The organism is Streptomyces sp. NPDC006798, from assembly GCF_040635975.1.
Taxonomy (GTDB): Bacteria; Actinomycetota; Actinomycetes; order Streptomycetales; family Streptomycetaceae; genus Streptomyces.
Map to the genome: position 1 here is coordinate 1 of NZ_JBEYIS010000098.1, position 16,426 is coordinate 16,426.

Sequence of the window (16,426 nt, forward strand, 5' to 3'; positions counted from 1 at the left end):
CAGGCCGGGAATCTGCGGTCCACCACCCGCCAGGCGACCTCCAGCAGTACGCCCGCCGCCGCCGCGATGCCGACCGCCGCCCGGGACCGCCACCGCCCCCGTACGCCCCGTATGGGTGGGGGAGTCAGATCTCGCCGAGCACGACCTGCGCGGAGCGCCGCTCCCCGCCCCGGGTGTAGGCCACCACGATCTTGTCGCCCGGGCTCTCCGACGCCAGCGCCTCCGCCAGGGACGTGATGGTGGTGATCCGCGCCGGTCCCAGCCGGGTGATGATGTCCCCGGACTTGAGCCCCGCGTCGTCCGCCGGGCCGCCCTTCTCGACGTCCACGACCGCGGTCCCGGACGGCTGGTAGTTGTCGTCGAGTACGGTCCGCGCGGTGATCCCGAGCGCGGCCCGGCCCGAGTCGGTGACCCGGCCGGTGGTGATGATCTGGTCGGCGACGGTCTTCACCATGGACGCCGGGATGGCGAACCCGATCCCGGGCGCGGCGCTGTTGCCGAGGTCGGGATCGGTCGCGGCGAGGGTGGGGATGCCGATGATCCGGCTGTCGAGGTTGACCAGCGCGCCCCCGCTGTTGCCCGGGTTGATCGCGGCCGAGGTCTGCACCATGTTGCCGATGGTGGCGCCCGTACCGCCGCCGGAGGAGCTTTCGGTGACGGTCCGGCCGACGGCGGAGACGATGCCCTGCGTCACGCTGCCGGACAGCCCCAGCGGTGAGCCCATCGCCAGCACGATCTGCCCGACCTGGACCTGCGAACTGTCGCCGAAGACGGCGGGTTTCACCCCGGTCGGCACCCGGTCGAGCTTGAGGACGGCCAGGTCCTGCTCCGGGTAGGAGGAGACGAGCTTCGCGGGTACGGGCTCCTCGCCGGTGGCGACGGTGACCTGGAAGGAGTCGGCGGCGTCGACGACATGGGCGTTGGTGATCAGATGGCCCTTCTCGTCGTAGACGACACCGGAGCCGAGGCTGTCGCCCGCCTCGATCTGGACGACGGACGGGAGGACGTCCTCGATGACGTCCTGGTACGCCGTCTGGAGGTCGTCCACGGCCCTCGGGGCGGCGGCGGCCCGGGTGGAACTCGTCGGGGTCACGGCGGGCTCGGACTCCTCGCCGCAGCCCGTGGCCAGTACGCCCAGGGCGGCCAGGGATATCGCCGCGGTCAGCGCCGTGACCGACCGGAGCGGGCGGCTGCCCGGGGCCGTACGGCGGGTCCCGCGGAAGCGACGGGCGAGGGCGGAAGCGGGCGGCGGGGGACGGTGGCGGCGGGATCGGGGGGCGTCGTCCATGCCCGCAGTCTCCCCGCCGCCCGCCCCCGGCGGCCTGTTCTACGCCTCCGATCAGGTGGCCGCGCCCCCGGAACGCCCCGCCCCGGAACGCCCCGTCCTCGCCGATCCGGCTGCCGGGGCGCGCGGGGCCCGGCCCGGCGCCCCCCCGGGCGTGCCCGCGTACGAGCCGTGTCCGGCCCGGCGCCTCAGCCCACCGGTGTCCCCGTCTGTTCCCGGGGGCCCGGGACCGCCGGGTCGGAGGCCAGGAACTGGGTCGCCGCCAGCTCCCCGTACAGCGGGTCCGACGCCACCAGTTCGGCATGGGTGCCCACGGCCCGGACCACGCCCGCGTCCATCACCACGATCCGGTCGGCCAGGGTCACCGTCGACAGCCGGTGCGCGACCACCAGCACCGTCACATCCCGGGCCACATCCGCCACCACGTCCCGCAGCGCCATCTCGTTGACCGCGTCGAGCTGCGACGTCGCCTCGTCGAGCAGCAGCAGCCGGGGGCGGCGCAGCAGCGCCCGGGCGATGGCCACCCGCTGGCGCTCCCCGCCGGAGAGCTTGGAGCCCCGGTGTCCGACGATCGTCTCCAGGCCGTCCGGCAGCCGGTCGACCAGCGCGTCGAGCCTGGCCCGCACCAGGACGTCCCGGATGTCCTCGTCGGTGGCGTCCGGCGCGGCGAAGACCAGGTTCTCCCGCAGGGTGCCCGAGAGCACGGGCGCGTCCTGCTCCACATAGCCGATGGAGGCCCGCAGCTCCGTCAGCGGCCACTCCCGGACGTCCCGCCCGTCGACCAGGACCCGGCCGGCCCCGGCCTCGTAGAACCGCTCGATCAGCCCGAAGACGGTGGTCTTGCCCGCGCCCGACGGGCCCACGAAGGCCGTCATCCCGGCGCCCGGCACCGAGAACGTGACGCCGTGGTGGACCGGCGGCAGGTCCTCGCGGTAGCGGAACCGGACGTCCTCGAAGGCGACCGCCGCCGCCCGTCCGCCGGCGGCCGGTGCCGGGGCGTCCGCCGGACCCGGCTCCTCGGTCGCCAGCCGTTCGGCCTCCACGATCCGGGCGATCGCCGCCGAACCCACCTGGTACTGGGTGGCCGCGTCCACCAGCGACGAGATCGGCTCGATCAGGTAGAAGAGGAAGAGCAGAAACGCCACCAGGGTGGAGACCGGGATCTCCCCGGACGCCACCCGCGCGCCCCCGACGCCGAGGACCGCCAGGAACGACACCTGGACGGCGAGCCCGATCGACGTATGGGCCACGGCCTCCCACTTCGACGACTGCACCCCGTACCGCCAGGCGGTCGCCGCCGCCCGGCTGACGGCCTCGGTCTCCCGCTCCTCCGCGCCGGACGCCTTGATGGTGCGGAACGCCCCGAAGGCCCGCTCCAGGACGGTGGAGATCTCGCCCACCGCCTCCTGGGACTTCTTGGTCGCCTTGGAGATCTGCGGCATGACCAGGGCGACGGCCCCGCCGATCAGCACGATCACCGCGAGGGTCACGCCCAGCAGGACCGGGTCCATCACGGCCATCAGCGTGATCGTGGCGACGAAGGTGACCCCGCCGGTGACCGCCGCCACCACCGACCGGGTGGTGACCGCCTTGAGGAGGGTGGTGTCCGAGGTGACCCGGGACATCAGATCGCCGGGCTGGGTCTTCTCCACCTCGGGCAGCCGCAGCCGCAGCAGCCGGCCGATCAGGGACCGGCGGGCGGCCAGCACCACGGACTCGGCGGTCCGGTCGAGGATGTACGCGCCCACGGCGTCGATCACCGTACCGACCAGTACCAGTGCCGTCAGCAGGACCAGTATCCCGCCGATTCCGGCGTCGGTGCCCAGTTTGTCGACCAGGGACTTGGCGGCCAGCGGCTGGGCCAGCCCGGCGGCGGCCCCCGCCAGGGCGCAGAGCGCCCCGAGCACCACCGTCCAGCGGTGCGGGCGGAAGTGGCCGTACAGCGCCCGCCAGGTCTCCCCGGCGCTCAGCACGGGTGTGCCCGTCGCCCCGGCCTCGCCGTCAACGGGCGGCCGGCGGGCTGATTCATCATTACGGGCGGTTTCTTCGGTGCTCACACGTCGGGGGACGCGAAAACCCCCGGTCGTACCTGACCGGGGGGCGACAGTTGGGACGGGAGTTACCCGGGTGGGATTCCCGGCGCGACCCCGGGACACCGGTCCCGGGCCGGACCGACCCGGCCGGACCGCCGGACCGCCCGGTCGTACGGGGCCGCCGGCGGCCCCGTCACGACGGCGCGGCCGGGGTCAGCCCCGTACGCCGCAGAGATGGAGCAGGGCCGCCATCCGCCGGTACGGATCCGTCCGCCCGGCCCGGTCCTCCGCCGCCAGCAACCGCTCCACCTGCGGGGAGTCCAGCCGGGGAGCGTCCGGACGGTCGTCGTGGACCACCGGCAGCCGGGCGTCGTCGGCCCACTCGCTGAAGACCTGGACCCCGTACCAGACATGGAGGGGAGCCGCGATCCCGGCGAGGGTCGAGGTCAGCACCTCCAGCCGCTCCGCCCGCGGCGGCAGCCCGGTCCGCTCGTCGGTATAGCCGGTCGCCTCGGGATCCAGCGCCGCCAGCGCACCCGCCCAGTCCCCGGCGAGCCCGGGACCGAGGGCGAGCCCGTCGGCATTCCTGACCACCAGGGAGAGCAGTCCGCCGGGCGCCAGCACCCGGGCCATCCCGGCGAGCACCGCGTCGGGCTCCGGGGAGTTCATCAGCACCCCGTGGCAGAGCACCACGTCGAAGCTGCCCGGCGCGAAGTGCACCCCGGTCTCCCGGCCGTCGCCCTCCAGCAGCCGGACCCGCTCCCGGATCCCGGCGGGCTCGGCCGCCAGCGACTCCTGAGCCGCGCGCAGCAGCCCCGGATCCGCCTCCAGGCCGGTGATGGTGTGCCCGGCCCTGGCCAGCCGAAGGGCCTGGACGCCCCGCCCCATGCCGACGTCGAGGATCCGCAGCCGCTGCCCCACGGGGTAGCGGGCCACGATCTGCTCGTCGAGCTGACGGGCGAGGAGCTCCTGACGGACCGCCTCCCGCAGCGCGCCCGGCGGTACCCGGGCAGCGGGGGATTCGGACCCTTCGGCAGCGGCTGTGGCCGTAGCTGTCACGACGGGCTCCGGGATCTGACCGCTCAGGGCCGTTCTCCCCGCTTGACCTGCGGCTTCGGCAGACGCAGCCGACGCATCTGGAGCGTCCGCATCAGACCGTAGGCGACGGCGCCCCGCTTGGGCTCGTCCGGGAAGCGCTCCCGGAGCTGCTTCTTCAGGCGCAGTCCGAGACCGACCGAGTCGATCACGATCATCACGATCACACCGAGCCAGAGCAGCAGCGCCACGGTCTGGAGCTGACCGACGCGGATCATGCTCAGGATCAGGATCACGACCGCCATCGGCAGGAAGAACTCCGCGATACAGAAGCGGGAGTCCACGAAATCGCGGGTGAAGCGGCGGACCGGGCCCTTGTCACGGGCGGGCAGATACCGCTCGTCACCACTGGCCAGGGCCTCGCGCTGACGCGCCAGCTCCGTCCGCCTGGTCTCGCGCGCCCGCTTCATCGCGGCCTTGCGGTCCTTCGGCTGGGTTGCGGCACGACGGCGCTGGCTCTCGGCCTCACTCCGTTTGGGAGTGGGACGGCCCTTGGGAGCCTGCGGATCGCGGGTCTGGGGGGAGTCGGCCGCCGTCACCTGCTGGGCGGGAGCCTTCTCTGTCTTGGCGCGGCTACGGAACACAGAACCCAAGGGTACGGGGTGGAGTGCATGGACCCAACGCCGGTGGGGAACGAAACGGCAACACCGTACGTGTGTACTGGGTGAAGGCCGTACCGATATCGGCACCGGAACGGCCCGATCGCAGCGGACGGAAGTGGCGCGGACGCGGTGAGCGACGAGGAGAAGAGCCGTGGACGCGAGAGCCCCGAGGGGCCGCCCGGGAGTACCCCGCCGGGGCGACCCTGACCCTCGTCTACTCCTTGCGCCGGATCAGAAGCCGTACGCAGTCGTCCTTGGGGAGGAGCGCATCCGCGCTCGAACAGTGCGGTAATGGAGGCAGGGCCCGTACTGTGGGTTCTGTTGGAGTGCTGGAGCTGAAGTCCGTCAGAAGGGGGCGCGCGAAGCCCATGAGCGGTGTCATGAAGCGTATGGGGATGATCTTCCGCGCGAAGGCGAACAAGGCCCTTGACCGGGCCGAGGACCCGCGCGAGACCCTCGATTACTCGTACCAGAAGCAGCTCGAACTGCTTCAGAAGGTACGCCGCGGGGTCGCCGATGTGGCGACCTCCCGCAAGCGTCTCGAACTGCAGCTCAACCAGTTGCAGGGCCAGTCCGCCAAGCTGCAGGACCAGGGCCGCAAGGCGCTGGCGCTCGGCCGCGAGGACCTGGCGCGGGAGGCGCTGTCCCGCCGTGCCGCCCTGCAGCAGCAGGTCAGCGATCTGGAGACGCAGCACAGCACGCTCCAGGGCGAGGAGGAGAAGCTGACCCTCGCCGCCCAGCGGCTCCAGGCCAAGGTCGACGCCTTCCGGACGAAGAAGGAGACCATCAAGGCCACCTACACCGCCGCCCAGGCCCAGACCCGGATCGGCGAGGCGTTCTCCGGCATCTCCGAGGAGATGGGCGACGTCGGTCTGGCGATCCAGCGGGCCGAGGACAAGACCGCCCAGCTCCAGGCCAGGGCCGGGGCGATCGACGAACTGCTCGCGTCGGGCGCGCTCGACGACCAGTCCGGGATGGTCAAGGACGACATCGCGGCCGAGCTGGACCGGATCTCCGGCGGCACGGACGTGGAGCTGGAGCTCCAGCGGATGAAGGCCGAACTGGCGGGCGGCAGCGGCCCGGCCCAGCAGGCCATCGAAGGCGGCAACGGCACCACGCAGGACGGCCGCCCGGACTTCAACAAGCACTGAGACAAGCACTGGGACCAGCCTGGACGAGCACTGACGGACGGGCGGCACCGGCGACGGCGCCGCACCATCCGAACCGGCAGCACCCGTACGGCCACCGGCACACCAGCCACACCAACACCACAGATCGAAGACCACGGATCGAACACCACAGTTCGACAGCGCGACGAAGGTAAGGGGCTCGTCATGATCGTCCGGATCATGGGGGAGGGCCAGGTGAAGCTGGCGGACAGCCACTTCGCCGAACTGAACAAGCTCGACGACGAACTCTTCGCCGAGCTGGAACAGGGCGACGAGGAGGGCTTCCGCCGCACCTACGGCGCCCTGCTCAGCCGGGTCAGGGAGCTGGGCGAGGCCCTGCCCGACGACACCCTGGAGCCGTCCGAGCTGATCCTCCCGGCCCCCGGGGCCACTCTGGAAGAGGTCCGCGAACTGTTCGGCGAATGGGGCTTCATCCCCGGCTGACCGCCGCGATGCCCCGGCGCCTCCGGGCACCGGACTCCGCCCGACCGCCCCGTCCACCGCCCCCGCCCGCCGGGCGCCCGGTGAGCGGGGCGGCGCCCGTTCCGGCGCCGTACCGTGGCGTACGCGATACCCCCGATCGGGCTTCGCCGCCCCCGGCACGCCGTACCGTTGCTTGTCGTGACCTCCCTCGCCACCGGATTCGACCGCGCTCGGTGCTGGCTCCGCGAGCACCCGACGGCCCTCGACGGCGCCATCGCCGCCCTCGTCTTCGTCTCCATGGTCGCGGGCTCCTTCGTGGACCCGTACGGCTACGGCGAGCACGGCCCCCGGATGCGGGTCGGCACCCCCGACGCCCACAGTCTGGCGCTGATGTGCCTGGCCGCCGCCGCGCTGGTGCACCGCCGCCGCAACCCCCCGGCCGTCCTGGTCCTGACCGGCGTACTGGCCGTGATCGAACTCGTCTACGGGGAACGGCCCGCCCCGGTCGCCATGGCCGCCGTCATCGCCCTCTACACCGTGGCGTCCCGGACCGACCGGGCCACCACCTGGCGGGTCGGAGTGCTCACCATGACGGTGCTGACCGGTGCCGCGATGTGGTTCGGCACCACCCCCTGGTACACCCAGGAGAACCTGGGGATCTTCGCCTGGACCGGAATGGCCGCCGCGGCGGGGGACGCGGTCCGCAGCCGCCGCGACTTCGTCGACGCCATCCGGGAACGGGCCGAACGCGCCGAACGCACCCGTGAGGAGGAGGCCCGCCGCCGGGTCGCCGAGGAGCGGCTGCGGATCGCCCGCGACCTCCACGACGTGGTCGCCCACCACATCGCCCTGGTCAATGTGCAGGCGGGCGTCGCCGCCCATGTCATGGACCGGCGCCCGGACCAGGCGAAGGAGGCGCTGGCCCATGTCCGGGAGGCCAGCCGCTCGGCGCTCAACGAACTGCGCGCCACCGTCGGCCTGCTCCGCCAGTCCGGCGACCCCGAGGCACCCACCGAACCCGCCCCGGGACTCGACGTCCTCGACGAACTGGTCACCACCTTCCGCCAGGCCGGGCTGCCCGTCGAGGTGGCCAGGGCCGACGAGGGCACCCGCCGGACGGCCGCCGTCGACCTGGCCGCCTACCGGATCATCCAGGAGGCGCTCACCAATGTCCGCAAGCACGCCGGGCCGGACGCCCGGGCGGAGGTCAGTGTGATCCGGGTGGGGTCGACCCTGGAGGTCACCGTCCTCGACAACGGGATCTGCGGCCGGGTTCCGCGGGCCACCGACCCCGAACGCTTGCCGGGCGGCACCGCCCGGCCCGGCTCCGGCCCGGCCTCCCCCGAGGGACCCGGCGGGGCGAGGGGCGCGTACGGCTCTCCGGGCTCACCGCGGCACGGCGACGGCGCCCGCAGACCGGACGGCGGCTCCGCCCCCGACGCCGGCGGCGAGGGCAATCCGTCCCATGAGATCGGCGGCACCGGCCACGGACTGCTCGGGATGCGTGAACGCGTCAGCGCCCTCGGCGGCCGGCTCACCACCGGACCCCGCTACGGCGGCGGCTTCCGGGTGCAGGCCATACTGCCCCTCACCGCGCGTACGGGGGAGGACGGATGACCATCAGGGTGCTGCTCGTCGACGACCAGACACTGCTGCGCAGTGCCTTCCGCGTCCTGGTGGACTCCGAACCGGACATGACGGTCGTCGGGGAGGCCGCCGACGGCGCCGAAGGCATCGAACTGGCCCGCTCCCAGCGGCCCGACGTGGTTCTGATGGACATCCGGATGCCCGGCGTGGACGGTCTCGCCGCCACCCGGCTGATCAGCGCCGATCCCGAACTCGACGGGGTACGGGTGGTGATGCTGACCACCTTCGAGGTCGACGAGTACGTGGTCCAGTCGCTGCGCGCCGGGGCGTCCGGCTTCCTCGGCAAGGGCGCCGAGCCCGATGAACTCCTCAACGCGATCCGGATCGCCGCCGCCGGTGAGGCGCTGCTCTCCCCGGTCGCCACCAAGGGGCTGATCGCCAAGTTCCTGGCCCAGGGCGGTACGGACGACGACGATCCCGAGCCGTACTCCAACCGGCTGGACGCGCTCACCGGCCGGGAACGGGAGGTCCTGGTCCTGGTCGCGGGCGGCCACTCCAACGACGAGATCGCCGAACGGCTGGCCGTGAGCCCGCTGACCGTGAAGACCCATGTGAACCGCGCCATGGCCAAATTGGGCGCCCGCGACCGGGCCCAACTCGTCGTCATCGCCTACGAGTCGGGGCTGGTACGTCCGAGGGTGGAGTGATTTTCGGACCGCATACTCCAACTGCGGTATGCGCGGCATAAAGAACGGGACCTGGGGGCGACGGGTCCGCCCTTCGCGTGGCTGATCGTATAAGCGGGCCACAGCCGCCCCGGAACCCCGGGAGCCGACCCCGGGGGCGGGCCACGAAGGAGAATCGAACCCCATGTCCTGGCTGTCCAGATTCAGTCTGAAACAGCGCGCCCTCGTCGGGCTGATGTCCATCGTGGCACTCGTCTTCGGCGCGATCGCCATCCCCCAGATCAAGCAGCAGCTCCTCCCCACCATCGAACTCCCGGTGGTGTCGGTGCTCGCGACGTATCCCGGCGCGTCCCCCGACGTCGTGGAGAAGCAGGTCGTCGAACCCCTCGAACGCTCCATCGAGGCCGTCGACGGCATCAAGGGGATCACCGCCACGGCGAGTGAGGGCAATGCGATCCTCTCCGCCAGCTTCGACTACGGCGACGGCACCCAGCAGCTCGTCGCCGATGTCCAGCAGGCCGTGAACCGGGCCCGGGCCGAGCTGCCCCAGGACGTCGAACCCGAGGTCTTCGCCGGGTCGACCGACGACATCCCGGCCGTCGTGCTCGCCGTCAGCTCCGACAAGGACCAGCAGGCCCTCGCGGACCAGCTGGACCGGGTCGTCCTCCCGGCGATCGAGGACATCGAGGGCGTGGGCCAGGTCTCCGTCGACGGCGTACGCGACCTGGAGATATCGGTCACCCCCGACGACGCGAAGCTCGCCGCGGCCGGTCTGAACGTCCAGACCCTGGCCGAGGCGCTGCGGGCGGGCGGCGCCACCGTACCCGCGGGCTCCTTCGAGGAGAGCGGCAAGAGCCGTACCGTCCAGGTCGGCGCCGGATACACCGATCTGAAGCAGATCGAGGAGCTGCGGATCCCCCGGGCCAAGGGCGGCCCGGTCCGGGTCGGCGACCTGGCGAAGGTCACCCAGACCCCGGCCCCCGCCGACGCCCTGACCCGGACCAACGGCAAGTCGAGCCTCGCGGTCTATGTCTTCATGGACAACGACGGCAGCGCCGTCGCGATCTCCGACGCCGTCAAGGACGAGCTGCCCGAGCTGCGCCGGGACCTGGGCTCCGGGGCCGAGGTCACCGTCGTCTCCGACCAGGGCCCGGCGGTCTCCAAGGCGATCTCCGGACTGACCACGGAGGGCGCGCTCGGTCTGCTCTTCGCGGTGATCGTGATCCTGGTCTTCCTGGCGTCCCTGCGCTCCACCCTGGTCACGGCGGTCTCCATCCCGCTCTCCGTGGTGCTGGCGCTGATCGTGCTGTGGACCCGCGACCTCTCCCTCAACATGCTCACCCTCGGCGCCCTGACCATCGCCATCGGCCGGGTCGTCGACGACTCGATCGTGGTGCTGGAGAACATCAAGCGCCATCTGGGGTACGGCGAGGAGCGCCATACCGCGATCGTCACCGCCGTCAAGGAGGTCGCGGGCGCGGTCACCTCCTCCACCCTGACCACGGTCGCCGTCTTCCTGCCGATCGGTCTGACCGGTGGCATGATCGGCTCGCTCTTCGGCTCCTTCTCGCTGACCATCACGGCGGCGCTGCTGGCGTCCCTGCTGGTCTCGCTGACCGTCGTCCCGGTGCTCTCGTACTGGTTCCTGCGCGCCCCCAAGGACGTCCGGGACCTCGACGCCGACGAGGCCCGGCGGATCGCGGAGGAGAAGGAGGAGCGCAGCAGGCTCCAGCGGACGTACGTCCCGGTGCTCCGGTTCGCCACCCGCCGCCGGATCACCAGTGTCGTGATCGCCTTCGTCGTCCTCGCCGGTACGTTCGGCATGGCCGGGCTGTTGAAGACCAACTTCTTCGACCAGGGCGAGCAGGAAGTGATGTCGATCCGTCAGGAGCTGCCCGCCGGAACCGGCCTGGCGGCGTCCGACGCCGCGGCCAAGAAGGTCGAGAAGGTCCTCGAAGGCATTGACGAGCTGGAGAACTACCAGGTCACCGTCGGTTCCGCCGGATTCCTCGCGGCCTTCGGCGGCTCGACCGGAGTCAACCAGGCGTCGTACCAGATGACCCTGAAGGACGGCGGCGACTACGACAAGGTCCGGGACCGGCTCGACGCCGAGCTGGCGAAGCTCGACGGCATCGGGGACACCACCATCGCCGCGGGCGACGGCTTCGGAAACCAGGACCTGAGCGTCGTGGTGAAGGCCGCCGACCCGGCCGTCCTCAAGACGGCCTCCGAGTCGGTACGGAAGGAGATCGCCGGTCTCGACGACGTCACCGACGTCCAGAGCGACCTGGCCCAGTCCATCCCCCGGATCTCCGTCACGGCCAAGCCGGCCGCCGCGGCGGCGGGCTTCAACGACGCGGCGCTCGGCGCGGCCGTCACCCAGGCCGTCCGGGGCACCATCGCGGCCAAGGCGGTCATCGGCGACTCCGAGCGCGATGTCGTGGTGGCGTCGGCCAGGCCCGCGAAGACCATGGCCGAGCTGCGCGAGCTGTCGCTCGGCGCGGTGAAGCTGGGTCGGATCGCGGACGTCCGGCTGGCGCCCGCACCGGTCTCCATGACCCGGATCGACGGCTCCCGGGCCGCCACGATCACCGCCAAGCCGACCGGTGACAACACCGGGGCGGTCAGCTCCGCGCTTCAGTCCAAGCTGAAGAAGCTGGATCTGCCGGAGGGCGCGACGGCCTCCATCGGCGGGGTCTCCGAGGACCAGGACGAGGCGTTCGCCTCCCTCGGTCTGGCGATGCTGGCGGCGATCGCGATCGTCTTCATGCTGCTGGTCGCCACCTTCAGGTCGCTGATCCAGCCGCTGATCCTGCTGGTCTCCATCCCGTTCGCGGCGACCGGCGCGATCGGACTGCTGCTGGCGACCAACACCCCGATGGGCGTACCGGCCCTGATCGGCATGCTGATGCTGATCGGCATCGTGGTCACCAACGCCATCGTGCTGATCGACCTGATCAACCAGTACCGCAAGCAGGGCCTCGGGGTGGTCGAGTCGGTCGTCGAGGGCGGCCGGCACCGGCTGCGCCCGATCCTGATGACGGCCCTGGCGACGATCTTCGCGCTGTTGCCGATGGCCCTGGGCATCACCGGCGAGGGCGGCTTCATCGCCAAGCCGCTGGCGGTCGTGGTGATCGGCGGACTGCTCTCCTCGACCGTACTGACGCTGCTGCTCGTGCCGACCCTCTACACGATGGTCGAGCTGCGCAAGGAGCGCCGGGCGGCGAAGAAGGCGGCCAAGCGCGCCCGGAAGTCGGGCCAGACGCCGCCCGGTGCCGCGGGCGACGAGGGGCGGAGCCTCCAGAACGCGTAGTCCCACGGATGGCACAGCCTGATCGAGAGAGCCCGTCCGTACGCGAGTACGGACGGGCTCTCCGCGTTCGAACCGGTCATCGGCCCGGGGCGCGGCGCCCGAAAGATGGGCAAAGCGCACAAAACTATGGTTTGTGGGTCACGATGTGAGCATGACGGAGTATGTGCTCATCCCCGGCGCCGACGGCCGGGCCTGGTACTGGCACCGGGTCGTGCCCGAACTGCGGTCCCGGGGACACGAGGCCATCGCCGTCGATCTGCCCGAGGACCGGTCGGCCGGGCTCGACGACTACGCGGACGCGGTGATCGACCAGTTGGACGCCGCCCCCGGACGGCTGGTCGTGGTCGCCCAGTCGCTGGCCGGCTTCGTCGCCCCGCTGGTCTGCGCCCGGATCCCGGTCGAGCGGCTGATCCTGGTCAACGCCATGGTCCCGGCGCCGGGGGAGACCGCCGAACAGTGGTGGTCCAATACCGGGCACCCCGAGGCCCGCCGGACGGCCGCCCTGCGCGACGGCCGGGACCCCGAGGCGCCCTTCGACCCGCTGGTCGACTTCTTCCACGACGTACCCCCGGAGATCGCCGACGAGGCCCTGGCGATCGGCCCGCCCGGCGGCCCGTCCGAGACCCTCTTCGCCGATCCCTGGCCGCTGGACGCCTGGCCCGATATCCCGACCCGCTTCCTCCAGGGCCGGGACGACCGGTTCTTCCCCCTGGAGTTCCAGCGCAAGGTCGTCGCCGACCGGCTCGGCATCCCGGTGGAGCCCCTCCCCGGCGGCCATCTGGTGGCCCTGGCCCGCCCGGAACAGCTCACCGACTGGATCTGCGGCTGACCTCCGGCTCCCCGGGCGCGGTCGCCGTCGCTGCCCGCGCGCTCAGCAGGGCCGCCGTCGAGCAGAGGGCCGTCCCCGCCGCCAGGGGCAGCAGCGCCGAACCGCCGCCCAGGCCCATCAGCGGTGCCACCAGCGCCCCGGCCGCGCTCTGGAACGTACCGAGCAGCGCGGACGCCGTCCCGGCCGCGTACGGCAGCCGGGACAGGGCCAGCGCCGCCGCGTTCGGGGTGACGAGCCCGAGGCCCGCGCAGATCACCCCCAGCGGCGGCAGTACGAGCGGCGCCGCCACCCGGTCCCCGGGCACCGCCACGGCAACGGCGAGCAGCGCGGCCGAACCGCCCAGCAGCAGGCGCAGCCCGGTCCGCAGCAGCCGTTCGGGCGCCACCCGCCCCACCAGGCGGGCCGACAGCAGACCGGTCAGGGCCGTGATCGCCGCGCCCGCCGTGAAGACGGCCGACGTACCGCCGGTGCCGGGGCCGAGGATCCGTCGCAGCAGAAAGGGCGCCCCGGCGATCCAGCAGAACAGCACGGCGAAGCCGAAGCCGAAGGCCCCGGTGTAGCCGAGATACGCCCGGTCGCGCACGACCGCCCGGACGGACCGGGCGAAGCCCGCCGTACCGCCCGTGACCCGCCGCTCCGGCGGCAGAGTCTCCGGCACGCCGACCAGCACCGCCGCCGCCACGACCACCGCGACCCCCGTCAGCGCCCAGAAGACACCACGCCAGCCGGCCGTCCCGGCCACCGCGCCGCCCAGCGGCGGGGCCACCACCGGGGCCAGCCCGCCCAGGGTGACCAGCAGCCCCGCCAGCCGGGCCGCCCGCACACCGGTCAGCACATCGGCGACCACGGCCCGGCTCAGCACCACCCCGGCGGCCCCGCAGAACCCGGCCGCGAACCGGAACGCGATCAGCCACGGCAGGGTCGGCGCCAGGGCGCACAGGCCGGTCGCCACGGCACAGCCCACCGCCCCGGCCAGCAGCGGACGGCGCCGCCCGAAGCGGTCGGCGAGCGGCCCGAAGACCGGATGGCCCAGGACCATCCCGGCCAGGAACGCGGTCAGGGTGAGCTGTGCCCCGGACGCGTCCGTCCCCAGTTCCCCGGCCAGGCCGGGGAGGACGGGCAGATACATATCGGTGGAGAGCGGACCGACGACACAGAGCAGTGCGAGCGCGACCGGCAACAGGGGCATGACACCACGACCTCTCGGGGCAGGCGAACGGGAGGCGGGGCGTGGCTGATGAAGGAGAGACGCGGCAGAGCGCGTGAGACGGCCGCGACGAGCGGCGGGAGACACCCCCACGGGAGCTTCACGGGGGGCGGGAGAGGCGGAGCCGCCCGGGGGCGGCTCGGCACCGGATGATCCGTACGGTAGCCCACGGCCGGGCCCGGGAACACCACCGGGCGCCCGCGCCGACGGTACGGCGGGGGCGCCCGGTGGTCCGGTCGGGCCGGGTTACGGCAGGGCGAGCATCCGCTCCAGCGCCAGCTTCGCGTACCGCTCCGTCTCCGGGTCGACCTGGATCCGGTTCACCAGCGCGCCGTCGGCCAGCGACTCCAGCGCCCAGACCAGATGCGGCAGATCGATCCGGTTCATGGTGGAGCAGAAGCAGACCGTGCGGTCGAGGAAGACGACCTCCTTGTCCGGGTGGGCCGCGGCCACCCGGCGGACCAGGTTCAGCTCGGTGCCGATCGCCCACTTCGACCCGGCCGGGGCCGCGTCCAGCTTCTTGATGATGTACTCGGTCGAACCCACGTAGTCCGCCGCGTTCACCACCTCGTGCTTGCACTCGGGGTGCACCAGGACGTTGACCCCGGGGATCCTGGCCCGGACGTCCTCGACGGAGTCGAGCGAGAACCGCCCGTGGACCGAGCAGTGGCCCCGCCAGAGGATCATCTTCGCGGCCCGCAGCTCGTCCGCGGTGAGCCCGCCGTTCGGCTTGTGCGGGTTGTAGACCACGCAGTCGTCCAGGGACATCCCCAGATCGAGGACGGCGGTGTTCCGCCCCAGGTGCTGGTCCGGCAGGAAGAGCACCTGCTCGCCCTGCTCGAAGGCCCACTCCAGGGCCCGCTTCGCATTGGACGAGGTGCAGATGGTTCCGCCGTGCCGGCCCGTGAACGCCTTGATGTCCGCCGAGGAGTTCATGTACGAGACGGGGACGACCCGCTCGGCGATCCCGGCCTCGGTCAGTACGTCCCAGCACTCGGCGACCTGCTCGGCGGTGGCCATGTCGGCCATCGAGCAGCCGGCCGCCAGATCGGGCAGGACGACCTTCTGCGCGTCGGTGGTGAGGATGTCCGCGGACTCGGCCATGAAGTGGACACCGCAGAAGACGATGTACTCGGCCTCGGGGCGGGCCGCCGCGTCCCGGGCCAGCTTGAAGGAGTCGCCGGTGACATCGGCGAACTGGATGACCTCGTCGCGCTGGTAGTGGTGGCCCAGCACGAAGACCCGATTGCCCAGCCGCTCCTTGGCGGCCCGGGCCCGCTCCACCAGGTCCGGGTCGGACGGGGACGGGAGATCGCCGGGACACTCGACGCCGCGCTCGCTCCTCGGGTCGGCCTCCCGGCCGAGCAGCAGCAAGGCGAGCGGCGTCGGCTCCACGTCGAGCGTGGTGCTCCGCTGCCCGGTACCGGCTGGGGTGGTGGTCACGACCCACACACCTTTCTCTCTACGATCAGCCCTTTTCGTCTGATTGACGTTATCTATGATAATCACTTCGTGTCACTTTGACGATGTCGATAGCGTCAATGTGACGCACCTCCCGATCCGACGCCACGGCCCCCGATGCCCCCCGGGGGCGATGTGCGAGCATGAAGGGGAAGGACCCGCAAGACCCGCCCCGGGCCCGGAATGAATCCGCGGCCCCGCCGGTTGCAATGTCGGCAAGCAGTCTCCGTACCTCCCCTGCTGCGATGGGGGGAGCCCATCCCGGGAGTGATGAAGCAGATGTCCGTATCGGACGAGACCCAGACCGTGAGCGACGGCATCCTCCTGTCCGACGCCGCCGCGGCCAAGGTGAAGGCCCTGCTCGACCAGGAGGGCCGCGACGATCTGGCGCTGCGCGTCGCCGTCCAGCCCGGCGGCTGCTCCGGCCTGCGTTACCAGCTGTTCTTCGACGAGCGCTCCCTCGACGGCGATGTCGTCAAGGACTTCGACGGCGTCAAGGTCGTCACCGACCGGATGAGCGCCCCGTATCTGATCGGCGCCTCCATCGACTTCGTCGACACCATCGAGAAGCAGGGCTTCACCATCGACAACCCGAACGCCACCGGCTCCTGCGCCTGCGGCGACTCCTTCAACTGAGCCGGGATCCGGCCCGGCGCCTCGTCCGCGCCGGGCCGGAGACACGGCGGAGGCGGCGGCCCCGGATCACCGGGGCCGTTACATCCGCCCATACACCCGG

13 protein-coding genes are annotated in these 16,426 nt (G+C 72.1%); 7 read left to right on the top strand and 6 right to left on the bottom strand.

Translation table 11 applies throughout. The annotated features are described in order from the left end of the window. Positions 1-124: 124 nt before the first annotated feature. The 4 genes from ABZ714_RS34085 to ABZ714_RS34100 all read right to left on the bottom strand — a co-directional run bounded on the left by ABZ714_RS34085 (position 125) and on the right by ABZ714_RS34100 (position 4,997). On the bottom strand, positions 125-1,288 hold the full coding sequence (locus tag ABZ714_RS34085; RefSeq protein ID WP_358829255.1) for a trypsin-like peptidase domain-containing protein: 1,164 nt from the start codon (positions 1,286-1,288) through the stop codon (positions 125-127). A 185-nt stretch (positions 1,289-1,473) separates the two neighbouring features. Continuing rightward, entirely contained in the window at positions 1,474-3,255 is a 1,782-nt protein-coding gene (locus tag ABZ714_RS34090) for an ABC transporter ATP-binding protein (RefSeq protein WP_358829265.1), read from the bottom strand. A 276-nt stretch (positions 3,256-3,531) separates the two neighbouring features. Then, complete coding sequence (locus ABZ714_RS34095) at positions 3,532-4,308, bottom strand: class I SAM-dependent methyltransferase (RefSeq protein ID WP_358829266.1); 777 nt, start codon at positions 4,306-4,308, stop codon at positions 3,532-3,534. Positions 4,309-4,400: 92 nt separating this feature from the next. Then, on the bottom strand, positions 4,401-4,997 hold the full coding sequence (locus tag ABZ714_RS34100) for a DUF3043 domain-containing protein (protein ID WP_358829256.1): 597 nt from the start codon (positions 4,995-4,997) through the stop codon (positions 4,401-4,403). A gap of 386 nt (positions 4,998-5,383) precedes the next feature. On the opposite strand from ABZ714_RS34100, the gene ABZ714_RS34105 reads away from it, so the two are divergent. The 6 genes from ABZ714_RS34105 to ABZ714_RS34130 all read left to right on the top strand — a co-directional run bounded on the left by ABZ714_RS34105 (position 5,384) and on the right by ABZ714_RS34130 (position 13,022). After that, positions 5,384-6,166, top strand: coding sequence for a PspA/IM30 family protein (locus ABZ714_RS34105; RefSeq protein WP_358829257.1), 783 nt, complete (start codon positions 5,384-5,386; stop codon positions 6,164-6,166). A gap of 183 nt (positions 6,167-6,349) precedes the next feature. Then, a complete protein-coding gene (locus tag ABZ714_RS34110; RefSeq protein ID WP_358829258.1) occupies positions 6,350-6,628 on the top strand; it encodes a hypothetical protein in 279 nt (92 codons plus the stop codon). A 177-nt stretch (positions 6,629-6,805) separates the two neighbouring features. Continuing rightward, a complete protein-coding gene (locus ABZ714_RS34115; protein ID WP_358829259.1) occupies positions 6,806-8,224 on the top strand; it encodes a histidine kinase in 1,419 nt (472 codons plus the stop codon). Next, positions 8,221-8,901 carry a response regulator transcription factor gene (locus tag ABZ714_RS34120; RefSeq protein WP_358829260.1) on the top strand — a complete coding sequence of 227 codons (681 nt, stop codon included), beginning with the start codon at positions 8,221-8,223 and terminating at the stop codon, positions 8,899-8,901. Before ABZ714_RS34115 ends, ABZ714_RS34120 begins: the two co-directional genes overlap by 4 nt. A gap of 163 nt (positions 8,902-9,064) precedes the next feature. After that, positions 9,065-12,193 (top strand): efflux RND transporter permease subunit, encoded by a 3,129-nt coding sequence (locus ABZ714_RS34125; protein WP_358829261.1) that lies wholly within the window; start codon positions 9,065-9,067, stop codon positions 12,191-12,193. A 151-nt stretch (positions 12,194-12,344) separates the two neighbouring features. Beyond that, positions 12,345-13,022 carry an alpha/beta fold hydrolase gene (locus tag ABZ714_RS34130; RefSeq protein WP_358829262.1) on the top strand — a complete coding sequence of 226 codons (678 nt, stop codon included), beginning with the start codon at positions 12,345-12,347 and terminating at the stop codon, positions 13,020-13,022. On the opposite strand, the gene ABZ714_RS34135 is transcribed toward ABZ714_RS34130, so the two are convergent. Further along, a complete protein-coding gene (locus ABZ714_RS34135) occupies positions 13,000-14,211 on the bottom strand; it encodes a multidrug effflux MFS transporter (RefSeq protein ID WP_358829263.1) in 1,212 nt (403 codons plus the stop codon). The two genes, ABZ714_RS34130 and ABZ714_RS34135, sit on opposite strands and share 23 nt — an antisense overlap. Positions 14,212-14,475: 264 nt before the next feature. Beyond that, positions 14,476-15,681: a quinolinate synthase NadA gene (gene nadA / locus ABZ714_RS34140; RefSeq protein ID WP_358829264.1), complete on the bottom strand. Its 1,206-nt coding sequence runs from the start codon at positions 15,679-15,681 to the stop codon at positions 14,476-14,478. 288 nt (positions 15,682-15,969) lie between these two features. Between nadA and erpA the strand changes: the two genes are divergently transcribed. Continuing rightward, positions 15,970-16,326 carry an iron-sulfur cluster insertion protein ErpA gene (erpA, locus tag ABZ714_RS34145; protein WP_358829267.1) on the top strand — a complete coding sequence of 119 codons (357 nt, stop codon included), beginning with the start codon at positions 15,970-15,972 and terminating at the stop codon, positions 16,324-16,326. Positions 16,327-16,426: the final 100 nt, after the last annotated feature.

What these genes read in the sequence shown, in the direction of transcription:
- ABZ714_RS34085 (WP_358829255.1), bottom strand. Translation starts at nt 1,288, where the DNA reads ATGGACGACGCCCCCCGATCCCGCCGCCACCGTCCCCCGCCGCCCGCT.
- ABZ714_RS34135 (WP_358829263.1), bottom strand. Translation starts at nt 14,211, where the DNA reads ATGCCCCTGTTGCCGGTCGCGCTCGCACTGCTCTGTGTCGTCGGTCCG.
- ABZ714_RS34130 (WP_358829262.1), top strand. Translation starts at nt 12,345, where the DNA reads ATGACGGAGTATGTGCTCATCCCCGGCGCCGACGGCCGGGCCTGGTAC.
- ABZ714_RS34125 (WP_358829261.1), top strand. Translation starts at nt 9,065, where the DNA reads ATGTCCTGGCTGTCCAGATTCAGTCTGAAACAGCGCGCCCTCGTCGGG.
- ABZ714_RS34105 (WP_358829257.1), top strand. Translation starts at nt 5,384, where the DNA reads ATGAGCGGTGTCATGAAGCGTATGGGGATGATCTTCCGCGCGAAGGCG.
- ABZ714_RS34110 (WP_358829258.1), top strand. Translation starts at nt 6,350, where the DNA reads ATGATCGTCCGGATCATGGGGGAGGGCCAGGTGAAGCTGGCGGACAGC.
- erpA (WP_358829267.1), top strand. Translation starts at nt 15,970, where the DNA reads ATGTCCGTATCGGACGAGACCCAGACCGTGAGCGACGGCATCCTCCTG.
- ABZ714_RS34120 (WP_358829260.1), top strand. Translation starts at nt 8,221, where the DNA reads ATGACCATCAGGGTGCTGCTCGTCGACGACCAGACACTGCTGCGCAGT.